22 protein-coding genes and 3 tRNA genes are annotated in these 21,005 nt (G+C 41.4%); 19 read left to right on the top strand and 6 right to left on the bottom strand.

Annotated features, from left to right (window positions below; translation table 11 throughout):
- Positions 1-51: 51 nt before the first annotated feature.
- Genes A9501_RS07860 through A9501_RS07875 form a run of 4 tightly spaced genes read left to right on the top strand, consistent with a single transcriptional unit; the run spans position 52 to position 2,531 of the window.
- On the top strand, positions 52-588 hold the full coding sequence (locus tag A9501_RS07860; RefSeq protein WP_065265506.1) for a DNA topoisomerase family protein: 537 nt from the start codon (positions 52-54) through the stop codon (positions 586-588).
- Positions 589-603: 15 nt separating this feature from the next.
- Positions 604-1,155, top strand: coding sequence for a Sua5/YciO/YrdC/YwlC family protein (locus A9501_RS07865; RefSeq protein WP_065265507.1), 552 nt, complete (start codon positions 604-606; stop codon positions 1,153-1,155).
- A gap of 3 nt (positions 1,156-1,158) precedes the next feature.
- Positions 1,159-1,977 carry a shikimate dehydrogenase gene (gene aroE, locus A9501_RS07870; protein WP_065265508.1) on the top strand — a complete coding sequence of 273 codons (819 nt, stop codon included), beginning with the start codon at positions 1,159-1,161 and terminating at the stop codon, positions 1,975-1,977.
- Complete coding sequence (locus tag A9501_RS07875) at positions 1,974-2,531, top strand: DNA-3-methyladenine glycosylase I (protein WP_065265509.1); 558 nt, start codon at positions 1,974-1,976, stop codon at positions 2,529-2,531. Before aroE ends, A9501_RS07875 begins: the two co-directional genes overlap by 4 nt.
- Here A9501_RS07875 and A9501_RS07880 read toward each other — a convergent pair.
- On the bottom strand, positions 2,528-3,292 hold the full coding sequence (locus tag A9501_RS07880) for a glycosyltransferase family 2 protein (protein ID WP_065265510.1): 765 nt from the start codon (positions 3,290-3,292) through the stop codon (positions 2,528-2,530). The genes A9501_RS07875 and A9501_RS07880 overlap by 4 nt on opposite strands.
- A gap of 62 nt (positions 3,293-3,354) precedes the next feature.
- Here A9501_RS07880 and waaA point away from each other — a divergent pair, with 62 nt between their 5' ends.
- Genes waaA through rep form a run of 4 tightly spaced genes read left to right on the top strand, consistent with a single transcriptional unit; the run spans position 3,355 to position 7,335 of the window.
- Complete coding sequence (gene waaA, locus A9501_RS07885) at positions 3,355-4,638, top strand: lipid IV(A) 3-deoxy-D-manno-octulosonic acid transferase (protein WP_065265511.1); 1,284 nt, start codon at positions 3,355-3,357, stop codon at positions 4,636-4,638.
- Positions 4,635-5,102, top strand: coding sequence for a pantetheine-phosphate adenylyltransferase (gene coaD / locus A9501_RS07890; protein ID WP_065265512.1), 468 nt, complete (start codon positions 4,635-4,637; stop codon positions 5,100-5,102). The genes waaA and coaD overlap by 4 nt, the downstream gene beginning before the upstream one ends.
- Positions 5,102-5,314, top strand: coding sequence for a YceK/YidQ family lipoprotein (locus A9501_RS07895; RefSeq protein WP_005644190.1), 213 nt, complete (start codon positions 5,102-5,104; stop codon positions 5,312-5,314). The genes coaD and A9501_RS07895 overlap by 1 nt, the downstream gene beginning before the upstream one ends.
- A gap of 5 nt (positions 5,315-5,319) precedes the next feature.
- Positions 5,320-7,335 carry a DNA helicase Rep gene (rep, locus tag A9501_RS07900; RefSeq protein ID WP_065265513.1) on the top strand — a complete coding sequence of 672 codons (2,016 nt, stop codon included), beginning with the start codon at positions 5,320-5,322 and terminating at the stop codon, positions 7,333-7,335.
- A 99-nt stretch (positions 7,336-7,434) separates the two neighbouring features.
- Here the strand turns inward: rep and yafC are convergent, their stop codons facing one another.
- Positions 7,435-8,322 (bottom strand): DNA-binding transcriptional regulator YafC, encoded by an 888-nt coding sequence (gene yafC, locus A9501_RS07905; protein WP_065265514.1) that lies wholly within the window; start codon positions 8,320-8,322, stop codon positions 7,435-7,437.
- A gap of 110 nt (positions 8,323-8,432) precedes the next feature.
- Between yafC and A9501_RS07910 the strand changes: the two genes are divergently transcribed.
- The 4 genes from A9501_RS07910 (at position 8,433) to A9501_RS07925 (ending at position 12,784) form a co-directional block, all read left to right on the top strand.
- Entirely contained in the window at positions 8,433-9,011 is a 579-nt protein-coding gene (locus tag A9501_RS07910; protein ID WP_065265515.1) for an NAD(P)H-dependent oxidoreductase, read from the top strand.
- A 479-nt stretch (positions 9,012-9,490) separates the two neighbouring features.
- Positions 9,491-10,351, top strand: coding sequence for an SDR family oxidoreductase (locus A9501_RS07915; protein WP_065265516.1), 861 nt, complete (start codon positions 9,491-9,493; stop codon positions 10,349-10,351).
- Entirely contained in the window at positions 10,341-11,165 is an 825-nt protein-coding gene (locus A9501_RS07920) for an ABC transporter ATP-binding protein (protein ID WP_065265517.1), read from the top strand. Before A9501_RS07915 ends, A9501_RS07920 begins: the two co-directional genes overlap by 11 nt.
- Positions 11,166-11,266: 101 nt before the next feature.
- On the top strand, positions 11,267-12,784 hold the full coding sequence (locus tag A9501_RS07925; protein ID WP_065265518.1) for an ABC transporter permease/substrate-binding protein: 1,518 nt from the start codon (positions 11,267-11,269) through the stop codon (positions 12,782-12,784).
- Positions 12,785-12,971: 187 nt separating this feature from the next.
- Here the strand turns inward: A9501_RS07925 and rimO are convergent, their stop codons facing one another.
- Positions 12,972-14,309, bottom strand: a complete 1,338-nt coding sequence (gene rimO, locus A9501_RS07930; RefSeq protein ID WP_048953347.1) for a 30S ribosomal protein S12 methylthiotransferase RimO — start codon at positions 14,307-14,309, stop codon at positions 12,972-12,974.
- A gap of 152 nt (positions 14,310-14,461) precedes the next feature.
- Here rimO and A9501_RS07935 point away from each other — a divergent pair, with 152 nt between their 5' ends.
- From A9501_RS07935 to A9501_RS07965, 7 genes are all read left to right on the top strand, one after another.
- Entirely contained in the window at positions 14,462-15,178 is a 717-nt protein-coding gene (locus A9501_RS07935; protein ID WP_048953346.1) for an MgtC/SapB family protein, read from the top strand.
- Between the two features lie 165 nt (positions 15,179-15,343).
- The gene (gene asd / locus A9501_RS07940; protein WP_048953345.1) at positions 15,344-16,459 is read left to right on the top strand and encodes an aspartate-semialdehyde dehydrogenase; all 1,116 of its coding nucleotides are present in this window, start codon (positions 15,344-15,346) and stop codon (positions 16,457-16,459) included.
- Positions 16,460-16,537: 78 nt separating this feature from the next.
- The gene (locus tag A9501_RS07945; protein ID WP_048953344.1) at positions 16,538-17,482 is read left to right on the top strand and encodes an alpha/beta fold hydrolase; all 945 of its coding nucleotides are present in this window, start codon (positions 16,538-16,540) and stop codon (positions 17,480-17,482) included.
- Between the two features lie 115 nt (positions 17,483-17,597).
- Positions 17,598-17,692 (top strand) — tRNA-Ser (locus tag A9501_RS07950).
- 20 nt (positions 17,693-17,712) lie between these two features.
- A tRNA-Arg gene (locus A9501_RS07955) sits at positions 17,713-17,789 on the top strand.
- Positions 17,790-17,845: 56 nt separating this feature from the next.
- Positions 17,846-17,922 (top strand) — tRNA-Arg (locus A9501_RS07960).
- A 96-nt stretch (positions 17,923-18,018) separates the two neighbouring features.
- Positions 18,019-18,330, top strand: a complete 312-nt coding sequence (locus A9501_RS07965) for a DUF5389 family protein (RefSeq protein ID WP_065265519.1) — start codon at positions 18,019-18,021, stop codon at positions 18,328-18,330.
- Positions 18,331-18,370: 40 nt separating this feature from the next.
- Here A9501_RS07965 and glmU read toward each other — a convergent pair whose 3' ends face one another.
- From glmU to rplJ, 3 genes are all read right to left on the bottom strand, one after another.
- A complete protein-coding gene (glmU, locus tag A9501_RS07970; RefSeq protein WP_048953343.1) occupies positions 18,371-19,741 on the bottom strand; it encodes a bifunctional UDP-N-acetylglucosamine diphosphorylase/glucosamine-1-phosphate N-acetyltransferase GlmU in 1,371 nt (456 codons plus the stop codon).
- 157 nt (positions 19,742-19,898) lie between these two features.
- Positions 19,899-20,270 carry a 50S ribosomal protein L7/L12 gene (rplL, locus tag A9501_RS07975; protein ID WP_005626607.1) on the bottom strand — a complete coding sequence of 124 codons (372 nt, stop codon included), beginning with the start codon at positions 20,268-20,270 and terminating at the stop codon, positions 19,899-19,901.
- A gap of 54 nt (positions 20,271-20,324) precedes the next feature.
- Complete coding sequence (rplJ, locus tag A9501_RS07980; protein WP_005626605.1) at positions 20,325-20,816, bottom strand: 50S ribosomal protein L10; 492 nt, start codon at positions 20,814-20,816, stop codon at positions 20,325-20,327.
- Positions 20,817-21,005: the final 189 nt, after the last annotated feature.

Consider the following 21,005-nt stretch of genomic DNA (forward strand, 5'->3'; position numbering starts at 1 on the left):
AAAACCGAAGCTTGTAGAATCAATCATATTGGTAAATAAAGTGATCAGTTTATGGTAGAAACACTTTTTCAACGCATAAAGCATGAAGAGCTTTGTCCTCAATGTGGTGCGCCTTTGCAAATTAAACAAGGCAAAAAAGGGCTGTTTTTAGGTTGCTCTGCTTATCCTGAATGTGATTATTTGCGTCCTTTGCAACGATCGGAGCATAAAGTATTAAAAACACTTGATGAAATTTGCCCGAAGTGCGGTAATTTATTGCAGTTGAAACAAGGTAGTTTTGGGATGTTTATTGGTTGTAGCCATTATCCTGAATGCGATTTTGTGGTGCGAGAAGAATCTGAGACTGAGGAAAAAATTACTTGTCCTGAATGTAAAACGGGGCATTTAATTTCTCGTCGGGGTCGCCAAGGAAAAATTTTTTACGGTTGCAATAATTTCCCTAAATGTAAATTTTCTTTGCCTACCAAGCCTTATGCCGTGCCTTGCCCAACGTGCCATTTCCCGCTTTCTTTGTTAAAAAGCGAAGATAGGGAAAAACAAATTTTCCAGTGTGCAAATAAAACTTGTCGTCATATTTTTGAGCAATAAAAGTAAAAGAGTGAAATGAATAGAGAACAAATCGCCGAGGCTCTTCGACAAAATCAAGTAGTTGCTTATCCCACTGAAGCTGTATTTGGATTGGGCTGTAATCCGCAAAGTGAAAGTGCGGTAAAAAAATTACTTGATTTGAAGCAACGTCCAGTGGAAAAAGGGTTGATTTTAGTAGCACCTAGCTTGGATTTTTTCCGTCCTTTTGTTGATTTTGAGCAGATTAATGATGAGCAGCTTTCTCGCCTGCAAGGTAAATATGAACGTCCAACAACTTGGATTGTGCCAGCAAAATCAACAATCTCGCATTTTCTCACAGGCAAATTTGATAGCATCGCAGTACGTTTGTGCGATCATCTTTCTGTGAAAGTCTTATGTGAACTCACGGGGTTTGCATTAACTTCGACTAGCGCAAATTTGACTGGTGAATCACCTTGCCGCACAGCCGATGAAGTGCGGTCACAATTCGGTGCAGATTTTCCTGTATTGGATGAAATGGTTGGCGGGGCGCTCAATCCATCCGAAATTCGAGACTTGCGCACAAATCAACTTTTTAGACAGGGATAATTTATGGATCTTTATGCTGTGTGGGGCAATCCAATTGCGCAAAGTAAATCGCCATTAATTCAACGTCAGTTAGCCGCGCAAACCCATCAGACTATGGAATATATTGCAAAATTAGGTGATCTTGATGTTTTTGAACAACAGCTTTTGGCATTTTTTGAGGATGGTGCGAAAGGTTGCAATATTACTTCGCCTTTTAAAGAACGTGCCTACCAGCTGGCAGACGAATATAGCCAACGAGCAAAATTGGCGGAAGCCTGTAATACGCTAAAAAAACTCGATGATGGAAAACTTTATGCGGATAACACTGATGGGATTGGTTTGGTAACGGATTTACAACGTTTGAATTGGCTTCATCCAAATCAACGCATATTAATTCTAGGAGCAGGCGGAGCAACAAAAGGTGTATTATTGCCACTTTTACAAGCTCAACAAAATATTCTCCTTGCCAACCGCACTTTTTCGAAAGCCAAAGAATTAGCCGAAAGATTTCAGCTTTACGGCAATATTCAAGCTGCCTCAATGGATGCTATTCCGCTACAAACTTATGATTTGGTGATTAATGCAACTTCCGCTGGATTAAGTGGTGGAATTGCCCCAGTTAATGGTGAAATTTTAAAATTAGGCTCCGCTTTTTACGATATGCAATATGCGAAAGGAGCAGACACGCCATTTATCGCATTATGCAAACGTTTAGGCTTAACCAACGTTAGCGATGGCTTTGGAATGTTGGTCGCGCAAGCAGCACATTCTTTTCATTTATGGCGAGGTGTAATGCCAGATTTTGTGGCGGTTTATAAACAGCTTAAAAAGGAGATGTTATGATTATTCGATGCCCTTGGGTTGGCGAACAACCTATTTATATTGATTATCATGACAAGGAATGGGGAAAGCCTGAATTCGACAGCCAAAAGCTATTTGAAAAAATCTGTTTGGAAGGGCAGCAAGCGGGGCTTTCGTGGATTACGGTTTTGAAAAAACGTGAATCTTACCGTGCAGCCTTTAATCAATTTGATCCGAAAAGAATTGCAAAAATGACTGGACTTGATATTGATGCTTGTATGAGAAATGCAGGATTAATTCGCCATCGAGCCAAGTTAGAGGCCATTGTCAAAAATGCTAAAGCTTATTTGGCGATGGAAAAGTGCGGTGAAAATTTCAGTGATTTTATTTGGTCATTTGTGAATCATAAACCGATTGTCAATGATGTGCCTGATTTGCGAACTGTGCCTGTTAAAACAGAAGCATCTAAAGCACTTTCTAAAGCCTTAAAAAAACGTGGTTTCGTCTTTGTTGGCGAAACCACGTGCTATGCATTTATGCAGTCTATGGGGCTGGTGGACGATCATTTAAATGATTGTTCTTGCAAAACTCGCTAGTGTTTATGCTGATCGTGCTCCCATAAATCGGCGTATTTTACAAAGGTTGAATGCGCCGATAACACCGCTAATAAAAATCCTTGTTTGCCATCTAAAAAACCCGCTTTTAACAAATACATCTTCACAAAACAACCGAGTGCATGCGTGATTCCTTGCCAAAGTGTGGCTTTTTTTCCTTTAGCTCGGCGTTGGTCTGCCCAGGCTTTTGCATAACCTGCTGATTTCACTAGATAATGATGGATACTTTTATAAGTGAAATGCTCTAAATCACCAGTTAATTTTTCTACTTTTGTCTCAGCTGGAAATTCGACTTTTTCATGTACAAGTGAGTCGTTATATTGCGCATAGTTTGTGCGATAGAGGCGAACCACATAATCGGGATACCAGCCTGAATGACGAATTTCACGTCCAAATACTTCACTAACTCGTGGAATTTCATAAACGGTATTTTCTCGATCATTTTTAACCGCACTTAAGATAGCCTGTTGTAGCTTGGGTGTAACGCGTTCATCTGCATCTAACCAGAGTATATAATCACTGGTTACATATTGTTGGGCTAATTGGCGTTGTTTACCAAAGCCCGGCCATAGGCTATTTTCATAGAATTTCGCCCCATAACTGAGCGCAATTTCTTTAGTGTTATCTGTGCTACCAGAATCTAGAATGATAATTTCATCCACCCAATCTTTTACGGTGTCTAAGCAATTGGCGAGGTCTTGTGCTTCATTTTTTACAATCATCGCAACGCTAATTGTAGGCATATTTTCAATCCTTTTTTTGCTATACTAGCCGAAATTTTTTTAAGTATAACCGAATTTCATTTATGTGGCGTTTTTTTTATACGAGCTTGATGTATCTGATTCAACCGCTAGTGCTGCTCTTTATGTGGCTACGCGGATTTAAGGCACCGAATTACCGAAAAAGGCTTGGTGAGCGTTATGGTTTTTATGCCTCACTGACACCACCTAAGGCTGGTGGTATCGTTATTCATGCGGCATCAGTGGGCGAGGTTATTGCTGCTACGCAACTCGTGCAAAAACTCCAACAAAATTACCCGCACTTACCGATTACTTTCACTACGGTCACCCCTACGGGTTCTGATCGTGTCAAAGCGGCTTTTGGCGATAGCGTTTTCCATTGCTATTTGCCTTACGACATACCTTGCGCCATTAATCGTTTTATTGACTTTGTTCAACCAAAACTTTGTATTGTGATTGAAACTGAACTTTGGCCAAATTTAATTCAACAATTTTATCACCGTGACATTCCTTTTATGGTGGCAAATGCACGCTTGTCTGCTCGTTCAGCGCGCCGTTATGGAAAAATTAAACCGCATTTGCAAAATATGTTTTCACAAATTGATTTAATTGCACCTCAAGACCACATTAGTAGCAATCGTTATTTGGATTTAGGTTATCGCAAAGATAAATTGAAGGTGACGGGCAATATTAAATATGATCTTTCCATCACTGATGAGTTACGTGAAAAAATTGATGCTTTACGAGCACTTTGGGTAAAAAATCGTCCGATTTGGATTGCTGCGAGCACCCATGAAGGAGAAGAGCAAATTATCTTACAAACACATCGCCAATTATTGGAAAAATACCCAAATTTATTGTTATTGCTCGTTCCGCGCCATCCAGAGCGTTTTAATATGGTGGCAGATTTACTTAAAAAAGAAAAATTCCAATTTATTCGCCGTTCGACAAATGAGTTACCAAATGAAAACACCCAAGTGATTTTAGGCGATAGCATGGGCGAACTGATGTTGATGTATGGTGTTTCAGATATTGCTTTTGTGGGTGGAAGCCTTGTGAAACATGGTGGACATAATCCACTGGAACCTCTTGCATTTAAAATGCCAGTGATTACCGGCAAGCATACTTTCAATTTCCCTGAGATATTCCGAATGCTGGTGGAAGTACAAGGTGTTTTGGAAGTTAATTCAACCGCAGATGCTTTGGAACGCGCGGTAGAAGCCTTATTAAATTCAAAAGAGGCGAGTGAGCGTTTAGGCAATGCTGGCTATGAGGTGCTGATGGAAAACCGAGGGGCATTACAGCGTTTGTTAGATTTATTAAAACCTTATTTGGAGCGCAATGTATGACGAGCGTGATTTATCCCGGTACTTTTGACCCGATTACGAACGGTCATTTAGACATTATTGAAAGAAGTGCGGTGATTTTTCCTCGTGTTTTAGTAGCGGTGGCGAATAGCCCAAGTAAAAAGCCGTTATTTTCGTTGGATGAGCGCGTAGAACTTGTGCGTCAGTCTGTTGCACATTTATCCAATGTGGAGGTTTTTGGCTTCTCTGATTTGTTGGCCAATGTGATTAAACAGCACAATATTTCCGCCATTATTCGCGGCGTACGCACGACAACAGATTTTGAATATGAACTTCAATTAGCCGCCCTTAATCATTTACTCACAAAAGGCGTAGACAGTCTGTTTTTCCCACCAGCAGAAAAATGGGCGTTTGTTTCTTCCACCATTGTGCGTGAAATTTATTTGCATGGCGGTGATGTCGCTGAGCTAGTTCCTGTGCCAGTGTTGAATGCGTTAAAAGCATGATGATAAAAACCTTTATTTTTTTGACCGCACTTATCGCTTTATCTGGTTGCGGTTCCGTGGTCAAACTTATCGATCCAACAGAAAAATATACCGCCTATGCAGGGGCTGCTTATGATCTTGAAATGGCCCAACAATGGGGATTGCCAATCTTAGATTTGCCCCTCTCATTTTTATTAGACACCGTATTACTGCCCTATGCGTGGGCTCAATAATTCTTATGAAACTCAATCCTCAACAACAACAAGCCGTTGAATATGTGACAGGCCCTTGCCTTGTACTTGCTGGCGCTGGCTCAGGCAAAACTCGCGTAATCATTAATAAAATTGCCCATTTAATTGAAAAGTGCGGTTATTCTCCGAAACAAATTGCCGCAGTGACTTTCACTAACAAAGCCGCACGCGAGATGAAAGAGCGTGTAGCACATTCCATTGGCAAAGAGCAATCTAAAGGCTTGCTTGTTTCCACTTTTCATACGCTCGGTTTTGACATTATTAAACGCGAATATAAAGCTCTTGGCTTTAAATCAAATATGACCTTGTTTGATGAACATGATCAATTTGCGTTGTTAAAAGAGCTAACCGCTGATGTGTTAAAAGAAGATAAGGATTTATTGCGTGAGTTAATTTCAGTGATTTCTAACTGGAAGAACGATTTGATTTCGCCAAAACAGGCATTTGCGTTGGCGCGTGATGCAAAATATCAAACTTTTGCAAAATGTTATGAGCGTTATGCCACACAAATTCGAGCTTACAATGCCCTTGATTTTGATGATTTAATTATGTTGCCGACATTGTTGTTCAAGCAAAATGAAGAAGTGCGGTCAAAATGGCAGGCAAAAATTCGTTATTTGTTGGTGGATGAATATCAAGACACCAACACCAGTCAATATGAACTGATTAAACTTTTAGTGGGTGAGCGTGCCTGTTTCACCGTGGTGGGCGATGATGACCAGTCTATTTATTCGTGGCGTGGCGCACGACCAGAAAATATGGTGCGTTTACGCGATGATTTCCCTCGTTTGCAAGTGATTAAGCTAGAGCAAAATTATCGTTCAACCCAACGTATTTTGCATTGCGCCAATATTTTGATTGATAACAATGAGCACGTGTTTGATAAGAAACTTTTTTCAACTATTGGTGAAGGGGAGAAATTGCTTGTTATCGAAGCAAAAAATGAAGAACACGAAGCCGAGCGGATTGTCGCCGAGCTGATCGCCCATCGTTTTAGCCGTAAAACCAAATATAAAGATTATGCGATTTTGTATCGAGGCAATCATCAATCCAGATTACTCGAAAAAGTACTGATGCAAAACCGTATTCCTTACAAAATTTCGGGTGGTACTTCTTTTTTCTCCCGTGCAGAAATTAAAGATATGATGGCGTATTTGCGCTTGGTGGTGAATCAAGATGATGACGCAGCATTCCTGCGTATTGTGAATACGCCAAAACGTGAAATTGGCACCGCAACGTTACAAAAACTTGGTGAGTTGGCTCAAGAAAAGCACATCAGTTTGTTTGAGGCTATTTTTGAGTTTGAGCTTATTCAACGCATCACACCAAAAGCCTATGATTCATTGCAAAAATTTGGCCGTTGGATTGTAGAACTTAATGATGAAATTCAACGTTCTGAACCAGAACGTGCGGTACGTTCTATGTTATCCGCGATTCATTATGAAGAATATTTGTACGAATACGCGACAAGCCCTAAAGCGGCAGAAATGCAAAGTAAGAATGTTGCCACGCTATTTGACTGGGTTGCGGATATGTTAAAAGGCGATGAAACCAATGAGCCAATGAACCTTAATCAAGTAGTAACCCGCCTGACATTGCGCGATATGTTAGAGCGAGGCGAAGACGATGATGAGAGCGATCAAGTTCAACTGATGACATTGCACGCATCTAAAGGATTGGAATTTCCTTATGTTTATTTGATCGGTATGGAAGAAGGCATTTTGCCTCACCAAACTAGCATTGATGAAGACAACGTGGAAGAAGAACGCCGCTTGGCTTATGTAGGCATTACAAGAGCGCAAAAAGAACTCACTTTTTCCTTATGTCGTGAGCGCCGTCAATATGGTGAATTAGTTCGCCCAGAACCCAGCAGATTTTTAGCTGAATTACCCAATGACGATGTGCTGTGGGAACGTGATAAACCAAAACTAACCACCGAGCAAAAACAGGAAAAAACACAAAACCAACTTGATCGATTAAGGGCGATTTTGAAAGGAAGTTAGAAAATCTAGCTCGAAATGAAAAGACAGGAGGAAAAGTGCGGTCAGGTTTTAAAGTATTTTTGCAAATTGACGTTAAAATTCGATGCTTATGAATTTTAATTATCCCCTTAGCTCTTCTACTAAAAAGTCTAAAAATACACGTAGGCGAAGATTAACGGCTTTATCGCTGTAGTAAACAGCATTGAAGGGGAGCGTTTTATTGGAGGTTTGTTCAGTAAGTAAGGGAATTAATTTTCCTTCAGCGATGTCATTGTCTACCAAAAAATCTGATAAGCAAGCAATACCACAACCTGAAAGGCACAATGACCGTAAAATTTCACCGCTGCTGGCGGTAAAGTGCGGTGAGATTTTATAGGGATTCCCTTGAGCATCTAAAACTGCCCATGTATTTAGTGAACTGGGCTCAGTGAAGCCTAAACATTGATGGTTGGCAAGCGCTTCAGTTGATTGTGGGGTGCCGTGTTTTGCCAAGTAGTCTGGACTGGCGACTACGCGGAAGTGGCTATCAAACAGATGACGAGCACGTAACCCAGAATCGTCCAATTCTCCAGCTCGTAAAGCTATATCGACTTTGCGTTCAATCAGATTGATATAGCCTTCGGAAGAAACGAGCGAAAGTTGGATATGCGGATAGCGTTCGTTGAATTTCGCAGCCAATGGCACAAGCAGATGTAGCACCATCGGCATGGCAGAATCTACGCGTAGTACGCCTTGTGGGACTTCGTGCACCGCCAACATTTCAGCCTCAGCTGCGGCCATTTCTTGTAGAATTTTCTGTACTCGGCGAAAATATTGCGAACCTTCTTCTGTTAGTCTTAGCTGTCGCGTAGTGCGGTTGATTAGGTTAACGCCTAATTTTTCTTCTAGCCTTTTCACCACACGGCTTACCGCAGAATTTGCCATCGCTAGCTGCTCTGCTGCACGGCTGAAACTGCCATTTTCGACTACTTGTACAAATACCGTTAATTCTTCAGAAGTTGTTTTCATTTTATTATTCTGTTTAACGCAAAAGAGTTTTTTTATTTTTGCACTTTTTAAGTATAAAGTAAAACAGCATAATAAAGTCCTCTTTGGATCATTGTTTTAGGAGCAAAAAAATGAATATTTTATTATTAGACGGTGGTAAAAATTTCGGACATTCGCATGGTGAGTTAAACCATACACTTCACAAAAAAGCGAAAGAAGTTTTGACCGCACTTGGACACAATGTAAAAGAAACTGTGATTGATGCCGGCTATGATGTTGAGGCAGAAATCGAAAAGTTCTTGTGGATGGATGCGGTGATTTGGCAGATGCCAGGCTGGTGGATGCACGAACCTTGGACAGTGAAAAAATACATAGACGAAGTATTAACCAGCGGACACGGCAAGCTTTACCACAGTGATGGTCGCCATCGTGTCAATCCGACTGAAGGCTACGGCACAGGTGGCTTGTTGCAAGGCAAAAAACACATGCTTTCGCTTACGTGGAATGCCCCTATTGAAGCGTTCACCCGCGAAGGTGACTTCTTCGAAGGCAAAGGTGTAGATGTTTTATACATGCACTTCCACAAACTCAACGAGTTCATCGGTTTGACCCGTCTGCCGACATTCTTGTGTAACGATGTGATTAAAAATCCACAAGTAGAACAATACTTGGCAGACTACCAAGCACACTTGGAAAAAGTATTTGGTTAATTACAAACTATTAGTTTAGAAGGTGAGTATTTGGGCTCACCTTTTTTATTTTCTCCGCATCAAACTTCCTGATGGGGAGAGGGAAAGTGAGTAGGCCGAGTTTAGATAAAACAAGCGGTCAAGTTTTTAGGAAGATTTGCAAAAACACCTAAAAATTTGACCTCACTTTTGTATTTGTTATTCAAAAACTGTTCTTCCACGATCTATTTAGGGATGAAATTCAGATAAATTCCGAATATTTTTTATTTTAATCAACGGCAGGAAATGCTCCATGTGGTCATGATTTCTCGTTGGTGGCACGAGAATATGCTTGTGCCGATATGGGGTTGGCGGTATTACTTTTCGGTGATGCTACACCATTGATAGAAAATATGGCCAATTGAGAGTTGTTATGCCTGACTGCAAAATTCCTACTACCCTAAAGCCACTTTTTCAGTTACCCTTATCTTATATCTACACAGTTCCCCAAGGAGTTCCTCATGAAAATCGCCATCACTGGTTCCAGCGGTAATATCGGCGGTATGGTCGCCCGATACCTCAACTCACTCAGCCTTCCGCTAATTCTGCCGCTGCGCAACCCAGCCAAAGCTCCCGAACTGATGAACTGCGAGGCGCGGCGGTTTGCTTATGGCGATTTGGAGCTTGCTAAGCAGGCGTTAAACGGGGTGGACGTGCTGTTTATGGTGTCCGCCGCCGAAAGCCCGACGCGCGAACAGGAGCATTTGACTTTGGTGCAGGCTGCTTCGGAAGCGGGTGTGAAACACATGGTCTATCTCTCTTTTGCACAGGCGGCGTTGGACAGCACCTTCACGTTGGCGCGTACCCATGCGGTTACCGAAAATGCGATCCGGCAAACGAATATGCGCTACACCTTTCTGCGCGACAATTTTTACAGCGAGATGATGGCAACGATTGCTAACGCAGACGGCATCATCGCGGGCCCAGCCGACGATGGGCGCGTTGCCTGCGTTTCGCAGCGCGATGTCGCCCAAGCGGCGGCAAACGTCATCGCTGACATCGCATGTGGCAACCACCGCCACGACAATCAGACCTACACGCTGACCGGTTCCCAATCATTAAGTTTTGCTGAAATAGCTGCTGTCTTAACCGAAATCACCGGCAAACCGCACCGCTACCACAATGAAACCGTGGAAGAAGCCTTCGCCAGCCGCAAAGCTGAATATTCTGACACACCCGATTGGCAGATTGAAGCCTGGGTTTCCACCTACACCGCCATTGCCAAAGGCGAACTTGCCGCCGTTTCAGATGACCTGCCACAGTTATTGGGACGCACACTGCTTAATTTTGAAGATGTAGTAAAGGCACAATATGCAAAATAATCTTGTCCCGTTTATTGAATTTCGTGGAGCAGGCAAGCAGTATGATGGCAAATATGCTGTGCACGATTTGGATTTGACCATTTATCAGGGTGAATTTTTCGTGTTGGTAGGCGGTTCGGGTAGTGGTAAATCTACCACGTTACGCATGATTAACGCGCTAATTGAACCGACAGACGGCAACGTTTATCTGCACGGCAAACGGATTAAAGACTACGACATCCGCCAGCTCCGCCACCAAATTGGTTACGTATTGCAGCAAATAGCGCTTTTTCCCACTATGACTGTGGCGGAAAACATCGAACTCATGCCAGACGTACTGGGCTGGCCGAAAGCAGAACGCAAAACGCGTGTGAATGAATTATTGGAGTTGGTGGAGCTTGATCCTGCGCACTATCGCGACCGCTATCCGCACGAACTTTCCGGCGGTGAACAGCAGCGCATCGGCATTTTGCGCTCCATTGCTGCCAAACCCCAAGTACTGCTGATGGACGAACCGTTTTCTGCGCTTGACCCACTAGTACGTACCGTGCTGCAGGACCAAATTGCTATGATTCACCAAAAATTTGGCACCACTATCGTTTTCGTTACCCACGATATGCAGGAAGCCGTCAAACTCGCTTGCCGTATCGGGGTTATGCATAATGGCAAACTGGTGCAAATCGGAACGTCTGAAGAAATCAAAAAGCAGCCAGCAAATGATTATGTGCAATCGCTGTTTTCCACCGCCGACGCACCGGATGCCGAACGCATCATCCACCAATTCTTACGGTTGGATAAACAGGGACAGGAAGCTGTGAGAAGGGCAGTGTTATGATGGTGAAGGCTGTCTGAAACCTCTTTCAAGGCGCTAACACCTTGCTGTAAAGCAAACATAAACATCTATTATTCAACGTACTAACCATAAAATTTAAAACTATGTTCTCATCCCTAAACGTTACGCTCGCCGAACTCTGGCAAATGCTGCTTACGCATTTATGGCTTTCCGGACTGGCTTTGCTCGCGGCAGTAGCGATTGCGGTGCCTACCGCCGTGTTGTTTGCGCGCAGACAGCGGGCAGCGGAAGCGGTATTGCAGTTCACCAATATATTGCAAACTATCCCGTCTTTGGCGCTATTGGGTTTACTGATCCCGTTTGTCGGCATTGGATCTCCGCCCGTCTTGATTGCTCTCACGCTATACGCACTGTTGCCGATTTTTCAAAATACCTATTTGGGACTGACCCAAATCGACCAATCGATTCAAGATGCATACACCGCATTCGGGCTATCGCGTTGGCAGTCGCTATGGCGGATTGAGCTCCCTATGGCGCTGCCTGCCATGATTTCCGGCATCCGCACGGCGGCAGTGTTGATTGTCGGCACGGCAACACTGGCTGCGTTAATTGGCGCAGGCGGCTTGGGTAACCTGATTCTGCTCGGCATCGACCGAAACAACATGACGATGACGTTTACCGGTGCACTGCTCTCCGCGTTACTAGCTGTCGGCGTAAGTGGCATTATCGGGCTGTTACAGAAATCGCGACGCAAGTTGCCGATTATTCTTGCATTGGCGGTGGGCTTAGGCGCACTCGGTCTCTCGCAGATTTCATTTACGCCTGCCACAAAAAACGTGGTGATTGCCGGCAAAATGGGGAGTGAGCCGGATATTCTGATTAATATGTATAAATTCTTGATTGAACGAGAAAATCCGAATGTGAAAGTCACAGTCAAACCTAATTTTGGTAAAACCACCTTCCTGTTTAACGCACTAAATAGTGGTGAAATCGACATTTACCCCGAATTCACTGGCACCGTGCTGGAAGCCTTAGTGCAAGTACCACCTGAACAGAAGAACCGCCATCTGTCGCCAGATGAAACCTATCAACGGGGCAAACAATTATTGGCGGAACAATATCAGTTAGAGTTTCTACCACCGATGTCTTATCAGAACACTTATGCGTTGGCAGTCAAAGAAAGCTACGGTGCATCGCACCAACTGAAGACAATCAGCGACTTAAAGCAGGTTGCGTCCGATATCCGAGCCGGTTTCTCACTGGAGTTTACCGATCGAGCGGATGGCTATAAAGGCATGCAGGCAGCTGGTATCACGCTAAAACATATTGTCAGCCTAGAACCAGCCTTACGTTATACGGCATTGTTGAATGACAAAATCGACCTAGTGGAAGCCTTTTCCACCGATGCAGAATTGAAACAATATCAATTGCGCCTGCTGAAAGATGATATTTCCCTGTTTCCTGCTTATCAGGGGGCACCGCTAATGAAAGCAGAATTTGCCGAGAAAAATTCTCAAATTGTGACCGCACTTAACCGACTGGCGGGAAAAATTAGCGAAGAGGAAATGAGTGAGATGAACTACCGCGTGAAAGTGCAAGGCGAAAGCGCGGAAAACGTGGCGCGGGATTATTTGGAGAAAAATGGGTTGTTAGGAAAGTAAAATTGGCAGTAGGCTGCCTGAAAGCATTAGATTCTTAGGGAGATATTATGAAAGCCGTAAAAATCCTCAAGTAGAACAATACTTAGTAGACTACCAAGCACACTTAGAAAAAGTGTTTGGTTAATAAAAAAATCCATCTTCAATACGAAGATGGATTTTTTGTTTATTTCGTTGAGATTGTTATTATTTAACAACTTCCCCACAAATCATATTCATCAGAATTTGTGATGGTTACTTTAATCACGTCACCGACTTTTACATTCATTCCGCTTAAATTATCTACATAAACTAACCCGTCAACTTCAGGGGCATCTGCTTTGGAGCGGCCAATAATGCCGTCTTCGTCAATTTCATCCACTAATACATCAAGAGTTTTACCGATTTTTTGTTTTAAACGGTTTGCAGAAATTTCCTGTTGTAATTGCATAAAACGATGGAAACGTTCTTCTTTCACATCTTCTGGTACTTGGTCAGCCATCTCTGTTGCAGGTGCGCCTTCAACGGGGCTGAATTTGAAACAGCCTACGCGATCAAGTTGAGCTTCTTTTAAGAAATCGAGCAATAATTGGAAATCTTCTTCTGTTTCACCAGGGAAACCGACAATAAAGGTGGAGCGCAATGTTAAATCTGGGCAAATTTCACGCCATTGTTTAATGCGTTCTAAAGTGCGGTCAATACTGCCCGGTCTTTTCATTGCTTTTAAGATTTTCGGGCTGGCGTGTTGTAATGGAATGTCTAAATACGGCAAGAGCGTGCCGTCAGCCATTAATGGAATTAAATCATCCACATGCGGATAGGGATACACATAATGTAAGCGAACCCAAATGCGAAGTTTGCCAAGCTGTTTACAAAGCGTCATTAAATCATTTTTAATTGGCATGCCATTCCAGAAAGCCGTTTTTACTCCGCCCTCTTGGCGTTTTAAATCCATGGAATAAGCGGAAGTATCTTGCGATACCACAAGTAATTCTTTTACGCCTGCTTCGGCCAAACGTTTTGCTTCGTCTAAAACTTGCGTAATAGAACGGCTTTCTAAATCACCACGCATAGATGGAATAATACAGAACGTACAACGGTGATCACAGCCTTCAGAGATTTTCAAATAGGCATAATGTTTTGGTGTGAGTTTTACGCCTTGTTTTGGTACTAAGCTGGTGTAAGGGCTATGTGTTGGTTTTGGCACGTATTTGTGAACTTGCGCCATCACTGTTTCATAACTATGTGGGCCGCTGACTTCCAAAACTTTAGGATGCACTTCACGAATTTGGTCTTCTTTTGCCCCCAAACAGCCAGTTACAATGACGCGTCCATTTTCTTCCAATGCTTCGCCAATGGCTTCGAGTGATTCCTGCACGGCACTATCAATAAAGCCACAAGTGTTCACAATCACTAAATCAACATTTTCATAGCTTGGCACAATATTGTAACCATCGGTGCGTAGTTCCGTTAAGATTCGTTCAGAATCTACTAAGTTTTTTGGGCAACCAAGGCTTACAAAGCCAATGCTTGGGGTTGAATTTTGCATAAAAATAACCGTTCTTTCGCTCTATAAAATTTCAAACGCAAGATTTTACTCAATTTTCGCAAGAAAGGCGATAAATTAAAGGCTTGGAAGGGTAAAGATTTTAAGCTAAGTGATGTAGAATAGACGATTATGTCGTACTCATTTTTATCATTATGGAAAATTCATCTTTACTTTTAACCGCACTTTTCGATCCTTATCACTTAATTATTTTTAGCAAAATGCTATTGGCGATGGTGCTTGGCAGTGTTATTGGCTTAGAGCGTGAGCTTAAGCGCAAACCTGTGGGTGTAAAAACTTGCGCCATTATTGCCGTCACCACTTGTGTGCTAACCATTGTTTCGATTCAAGCCGCAGAGCATTATGCGCAAGTTTCAGAAAATATTCGTACGGATCCGATGCGTCTTGCGGCTCAAGTGATTAGCGGCATCGGTTTTTTAGGTGCAGGAGTGATTTTGCATAAGAAAAATGATGCGATTTCAGGTTTAACCACTGCGGCGATTATTTGGGCTTCTGCGGGGATCGGTATTGCCGCTGGTGCGGGCTTCGTGTTTGATGCGGTCATTGCGACGGTGATGATTTTGGTGTCTATTCGATTAAGTCCGTTGGTACAACGTTGGGTTCATCGTAAATCACAACGTCGTCGGACAAAATTCAATATTCTTGTCAATAGTGCAGAAAGTATTGGAAAAGTCACCCAATTGTTAGTAAACAATCAGTATCGTATTGAACATATACAGGTGAAAGATCAAAGTAGTGGTGAAGTGCGGCTACAAATTCGCTGTTTTTCCATTGATTCCACAATGTTGAAAGATGCGTATGCATTGTTGAAAGCGGAAGAAGGTGTGATAAGTGTCGAAGTAGATAACTAGAAAAAGAGCGGTCAAATTAAATTTTCTTTTAAATTGACTGCTCTTTTTTATTTCTTATTTAATTTCTTTCGCAAAATGTAAATTTCCATGAAAAATACTTGATTTTGCTAACGCTATCTTGTAATTAATAATTCTATTTAAACACAACGAACTAAGGAAACAATAATGAAAAATGTAGGCTTTATCGGCTGGCGCGGAATGGTGGGTTCCGTATTAATGGATCGTATGTTGCAGGAAAATGATTTTGCGAATCTTAATCCCGTATTTTTTACAACTTCACAAGCAGGTCAAAAAGCCCCTGTATTTGGTGGCAAGGATGCAGGCGAACTTAAAAATGCATTCGATATTGAAGAACTGAAAAAATTAGACATTATCGTGACTTGCCAAGGAGGCGATTACACCAATGAAGTCTATCCAAAATTAAAAGCAACAGGTTGGGACGGTTATTGGGTTGATGCCGCTTCTGCACTACGCATGAAAGATGACGCAATTATCGTGCTTGATCCGGTAAATCAACATGTGATTTCTGAAGGGTTGAAAAAAGGCATTAAAACTTTCGTGGGCGGGAACTGTACCGTAAGCTTAATGCTTATGGCTATCGGCGGTCTATTTGAAAAAGATTTGGTGGAATGGATTTCTGTGGCAACTTACCAAGCGGCTTCAGGTGCTGGCGCAAAAAATATGCGTGAATTACTTTCACAAATGGGTTTATTAGAAAAATCCGTAAGCGCAGAATTAGCCGATCCGGCCTCTTCTATTTTAGACATTGAACGTAAAGTCACCGCTGAAATGCGCGCTGACAGCTTCCCAACAGAAAACTTTGGTGCCGCATTAGGTGGCAGCTTAATCCCTTGGATTGACAAACTTCTTCCAGAAACCGGACAAACTAAAGAAGAATGGAAGGGTTATGCAGAAACCAACAAAATTTTAGGTTTAAGCGACAATCCAATTCCTGTGGATGGTTTATGTGTGCGTATTGGTGCATTACGTTGCCATAGCCAAGCATTCACTATTAAACTGAAAAAAGACTTACCATTAGAAGAAATCGAACAAATTATTGCATCACATAATGAATGGGTGAAAGTGATTCCAAACGACAAAGAAAGTACATTGCGTGAATTAACGCCAGCTAAAGTAACGGGTACATTAAGCGTACCGGTTGGTCGTTTACGTAAATTGGCAATGGGACCAGAATACTTGGCTGCCTTTACTGTGGGTGACCAATTATTATGGGGGGCAGCAGAGCCAGTTCGCCGTATCTTAAAACAATTGGTTGCATAATTGGCAGAGTGCGTGAAGTAAAATCTCACGCACTTTTTCTTTCTTTTGTATGCGTTGATGTATCCCATCTAAAAACTTATGAATCGAGAATCCTACTTTACTCAATTTGTCTTTACCAAACTGTTACCTTTTTTTAATCAATTTTCAACGCAATATTTCACTGGCAAAAATAATGTTCAAATCGCTTATCGTCATTTAATCCACGCAAAAAGTGCGGATAGAAAATTGATGATTTTAGTGAATGGTCGTGCTGAAAATATGTTGAAATGGTCAGAGCCAGCTTATGATTTTTATCATCAAGGCTATGATGTGTTGCTATTTGATCACCGTGGTCAAGGCTATTCAACCCATTTGTTGAAGGATTCTGAAAAAGGGCATTTAGACGAATTTCGTTTCTATGTCGATGATATGGCGAAAATCATCGAAAAAGTAACCGCACTTTTCAGCTATTCAACGCAGCATTTGCTTGCTCATTCAATGGGCGCATTGATTGCAACCTATTATTTGGCTAATTATGATCATCGCATTAATAAAGCCGTGCTTTCTTCGCCTTTTTACGGTATTCCTTTAAAACACCCTATTAGAGATGAACTGATTATTGCCCTAATGAATATGTTAGGGCAGAGCGAGCGTTATGTTTTTGGTAAAGGGGCTTATCAACAAGCCCACTTGGAATACAATGAACTAAGTTTCTGTAAAAACAGAATGAAATGGATGAATCGTGTTAATCGTAAGAATCCAGCAATTCATCTTGGCGGACCAACGTTCCGTTGGGTACATTTGTGTTTGAATGCCATTAAACGTTTGCCGAAAGTTATTCCTAAGATTGAAATTCCAATCCTAATTTTACAAGCCGAAAAAGAAAAAATAGTAGATAACAAAAATCTTGAAAAATTAACCGCACTTTTTCCGAATGCTCAGTGTAAAGTTGTATTGAACGCGAAACATGAGGTGTTATTTGAGCAAGATGAATTAAGACGGGAAACAATATCTAAGATTTTAGTATTTTTGAATGATGAGTAGATTTTTATTCAAGAATATATTTAATGTGTAGATAAAATATTCAAACAGGTACGTTTTTCAAAAAATGGTTTGACATATTTTCTAAAAAACGTATTATACCGCTCACACCGATCGTGGTGAGATGGCCGAGCAGGCTGAAGGCGCTCCCCTGCTAAGGGAGTATGGGGTTAAAAAGCTCCATCGAGGGTTCGAATCCCTCTCTCACCGCCATTGTTTGTTTTATTTATTCTGCACCCGTAGCTCAGCTGGATAGAGTACTCGGCTACGAACCGAGCGGTCAGAGGTTCGAATCCTCTCGGGTGCGCCATTTTAAAACGGCTCTATCTTATTAAATTGGTTATGAATAATTAAAGCATCATCTACGCACCCGTAGCTCAGCTGGATAGAGTACTCGGCTACGAACCGAGCGGTCAAAGGTTCGAATCCTTTCGGGTGCGCCATTTCATTTTATTCAAGTCTATTGATTTCTACTTACTTTCTAATAATCACAGTATTTGTTATATTGTAATTATCTATTATTTGTAAAATTTTAAATTATGACAAGACAATCTTTGCCTCGTGGTTTTAGTTTATTTTCCTGGGGATTAGCTATTTTTTGTGCCCCTGTATTGTTATGTCCGATGGCTCTGTTGCTTTCAACTACATTTGATAAAAATCCTAGCTTGGAAACTTGGCAAGTTAATTTATTCTCAATATTTTTTTGGATTTATCCTATTATTCTTGCGGTAGTAGCTCGAATTTTATATCGTCTACATCATAGAAAGCCAAAATTGGCTTTTAAATTATTGGTATTAAGTGCGGTCATTTTTTATATAGCTTTAATTACGATTTGTAAAATCGGTTTATAAAAAAATCCTGCGATAAAACGTAGGATTTTTTTATGCTATTTTATTTTTTCTTTGTTGGTCGTTGCCAATCTTGAATATGGCGTTGAGGAACTCGTGTAATCACTAATTCATTTTCACTTACATCGCGTGTAATTGTTGTCCCAGCACCAATAGTTGCACCATTTGCGACTTTTACTGGCGCGACTAATTGTGTATCCGATCCCACAAACACATCATCACCGATGATCGTTTTAAATTTATTTGCGCCATCGTAGTTACAGGTGATGACACCCGCACCAATATTACAATTTGAGCCAATTTCTGAATCGCCAACATAGGTCAGGTGATTTACTTTAGAACCTTTACCAACGGTAGATTTTTTAATTTCTACAAAGTTACCGACATGCGTTTCAGCTGCAAGTTCTGCACCTGGGCGTAAACGAGAAAATGGACCAATTGCGGCTTTTTCTCCCACCGCAGAATCCTCTAGCACTGAATAGGGTTTTATTTCTACATCATTGCCAATAACAACATTTTTTAATACGCAACCTGCGCCAATTTTTACGCGATCGCCGAGTTTAACACTACCTTCGATAATAACATTAACGTCGATTTCCACATCTTTTCCATGCTCTAATGTTCCACGCAGGTCAAAGCGAACAGGATCGTAGATCATTACGCCTTCAAGTAGTAATTTGGAGGCTTGTTTATTTTGGAAATAACGTTCAAGTGCGGCTAATTGTAAGCGATTATTTGCACCTTCAACTTCCATGATATCTGTTGCTTGTACCGCAACAACTTGGCAATTATCCTGGTTTGCAAGAGCAATAAGATCCGTTAAGTAATATTCGCCTTGAGCATTATTATTGCCTACACGAGCTAGCCATTTTTTGAAACTTGCACCATCAGATACCATAACGCCAGTATTTACTTCTTTAATATTTAGTTGATCAGCATTTGCATCTTTTTGTTCTACAATTGCTACAACATTCCCATTTTCACGAATAATTCGTCCATAGCCTGTTGGGTTATCTAAATTTACGGTAAGCAATGCAATGCCATTTTCTGGTTTTGCTTTAATTAATTTTTCTAGTGTTTCTTTAGTTATTAATGGTGCATCGCCGTAAAGTACAACAATATTTTCGTTATCTTTAAAGAAAGGTGCCGCTTGTTGAACTGCATGTGCAGTACCAAGTTGTTCTGTTTGTAATACCCAATTTACTTGTTCATTTGCAAGATGGGTACGCATTAAGTCCCCACCGTGACCATAGATTAAATGAATATTTTCTGCGCCTAATTGATGAGCAGTATCAATTACATGTTTTACCATTGGTTTACCAGCGATTGTATGTAGAACTTTAGGTAAATCGGAATACATACGCGTTCCTTTTCCGGCTGCTAAAATTACCGCACTTAATGCTTTTGTAGTCATAGATTTTCTCTTTATTTATCAATAATAATAGGAGATATTTTATCGTAGAAAGGAGAAGATGATAAGTTTTTAAATTAAGGAAGTTGTGGCTTTATAGATAGGAAAAACCGATGGTTTCCCATCGGTTTTCTGAATTTTAAAGTGGTTAAAAGAGAAATTATTTAACTTCTACTTGTGCACCAGCTTCTTCTAATTCTTTCTTAAGTGCTTCAGCTTCTTCTTTAGAAACACCTTCTTTTAATGCTGCTGGAGCAGATTCAACTAAATCTTTAGCTTCTTTTAAGCCTAAACCAGTTGCACCACGTACTGCTTTGATTACTGCTACTTTGTTAGCACCAGCTGCTGCAAGAATTACGTCGAATTCAGTTTTTTCTTCTGCTGCCGCTGCGCCGCCTGCTGCTGGAGCTGCTGCTACTGCTGCCGCTGCTGAAACACCGAATTTTTCTTCCATCGCTGCGATTAATTCAACGATTTCAGTTACAGTTTTTGAAGCAATCGCTTCAATGATTTGTTCGTTAGTTAATGACATAACAATCAATTCCTAAAATAAATAAAGTTAGATGAAGTAAGAAACGCTTAATGATTAAGCTGCTTCTTGTAATTTGTCGCGTAATGCCGCGAAGGTGCGAGCAAGTTTGCCTGCTGCAGCTTCTTTCATTGTGCCCATTAAACGTGCAATCGCTTCTTCGTAAGTTGGTAATGTTGCCAAGAATTCAACATCTTGGATTTTACCTTCAAAGGCTGCACCTTTAATTTCAAACTTATCGTTTGCTTTAGCAAACTCTTTGAACAAACGAGCAGCTGCGCCCGGGTGTTCGTTAGAGAACGCGATAAGTGTTGGACCTACAAACGTATCTTTTAAGCATTCGTAATCTGTGCCTTCAACTGCGCGACGTAATAAAGTATTACGAACTACACGCATTGTAACGCCAGCTTCACGTGCTGATTTACGTAATTCAGTCATTTTCTCAACAGTTACACCGCGTGAATCCGCGATTACTGCTGAAAGTGCACCTTTGGCTGCTTCATTTACTTCAGCAACAATTGCTTGTTTGTCTTGAAGATTTAATGCCATTGGCTTTTAGCTCCTGAATACACTCCGATTACTCGGAATTAATTTACCTAATCCTAAGACTAGGATGACTTCGGCGCCCAGAAGCAAGAAAAATTCTTATTCTGTTCACCATCTACGTAGGATAATTAAGATTACTCCCCTACGGTCTTGGATGGGGCTTGAATAGGTCAAGCACCAACCAGAAATTTG

It is taken from the genome of Haemophilus sp. CCUG 66565 (assembly GCF_001679495.1).
Taxonomy (GTDB): Bacteria; Pseudomonadota; Gammaproteobacteria; order Enterobacterales; family Pasteurellaceae; genus Haemophilus; species Haemophilus haemolyticus_K.

Coding starts and splice junctions, on each gene's coding strand:
- A9501_RS07860 (WP_065265506.1), top strand. CDS start 52: ATGGTAGAAACACTTTTTCAACGCATAAAGCATGAAGAGCTTTGTCCT.
- A9501_RS07865 (WP_065265507.1), top strand. CDS start 604: ATGAATAGAGAACAAATCGCCGAGGCTCTTCGACAAAATCAAGTAGTT.
- aroE (WP_065265508.1), top strand. CDS start 1,159: ATGGATCTTTATGCTGTGTGGGGCAATCCAATTGCGCAAAGTAAATCG.
- A9501_RS07875 (WP_065265509.1), top strand. CDS start 1,974: ATGATTATTCGATGCCCTTGGGTTGGCGAACAACCTATTTATATTGAT.
- A9501_RS07880 (WP_065265510.1), bottom strand. CDS start 3,292: ATGCCTACAATTAGCGTTGCGATGATTGTAAAAAATGAAGCACAAGAC.
- waaA (WP_065265511.1), top strand. CDS start 3,355: ATGTGGCGTTTTTTTTATACGAGCTTGATGTATCTGATTCAACCGCTA.
- coaD (WP_065265512.1), top strand. CDS start 4,635: ATGACGAGCGTGATTTATCCCGGTACTTTTGACCCGATTACGAACGGT.
- A9501_RS07895 (WP_005644190.1), top strand. CDS start 5,102: ATGATAAAAACCTTTATTTTTTTGACCGCACTTATCGCTTTATCTGGT.
- rep (WP_065265513.1), top strand. CDS start 5,320: ATGAAACTCAATCCTCAACAACAACAAGCCGTTGAATATGTGACAGGC.
- yafC (WP_065265514.1), bottom strand. CDS start 8,322: ATGAAAACAACTTCTGAAGAATTAACGGTATTTGTACAAGTAGTCGAA.
- A9501_RS07910 (WP_065265515.1), top strand. CDS start 8,433: ATGAATATTTTATTATTAGACGGTGGTAAAAATTTCGGACATTCGCAT.
- A9501_RS07915 (WP_065265516.1), top strand. CDS start 9,491: ATGAAAATCGCCATCACTGGTTCCAGCGGTAATATCGGCGGTATGGTC.
- A9501_RS07920 (WP_065265517.1), top strand. CDS start 10,341: ATGCAAAATAATCTTGTCCCGTTTATTGAATTTCGTGGAGCAGGCAAG.
- A9501_RS07925 (WP_065265518.1), top strand. CDS start 11,267: ATGTTCTCATCCCTAAACGTTACGCTCGCCGAACTCTGGCAAATGCTG.
- rimO (WP_048953347.1), bottom strand. CDS start 14,309: ATGCAAAATTCAACCCCAAGCATTGGCTTTGTAAGCCTTGGTTGCCCA.
- A9501_RS07935 (WP_048953346.1), top strand. CDS start 14,462: ATGGAAAATTCATCTTTACTTTTAACCGCACTTTTCGATCCTTATCAC.
- asd (WP_048953345.1), top strand. CDS start 15,344: ATGAAAAATGTAGGCTTTATCGGCTGGCGCGGAATGGTGGGTTCCGTA.
- A9501_RS07945 (WP_048953344.1), top strand. CDS start 16,538: ATGAATCGAGAATCCTACTTTACTCAATTTGTCTTTACCAAACTGTTA.
- A9501_RS07965 (WP_065265519.1), top strand. CDS start 18,019: ATGACAAGACAATCTTTGCCTCGTGGTTTTAGTTTATTTTCCTGGGGA.
- glmU (WP_048953343.1), bottom strand. CDS start 19,741: ATGACTACAAAAGCATTAAGTGCGGTAATTTTAGCAGCCGGAAAAGGA.
- rplL (WP_005626607.1), bottom strand. CDS start 20,270: ATGTCATTAACTAACGAACAAATCATTGAAGCGATTGCTTCAAAAACT.
- rplJ (WP_005626605.1), bottom strand. CDS start 20,816: ATGGCATTAAATCTTCAAGACAAACAAGCAATTGTTGCTGAAGTAAAT.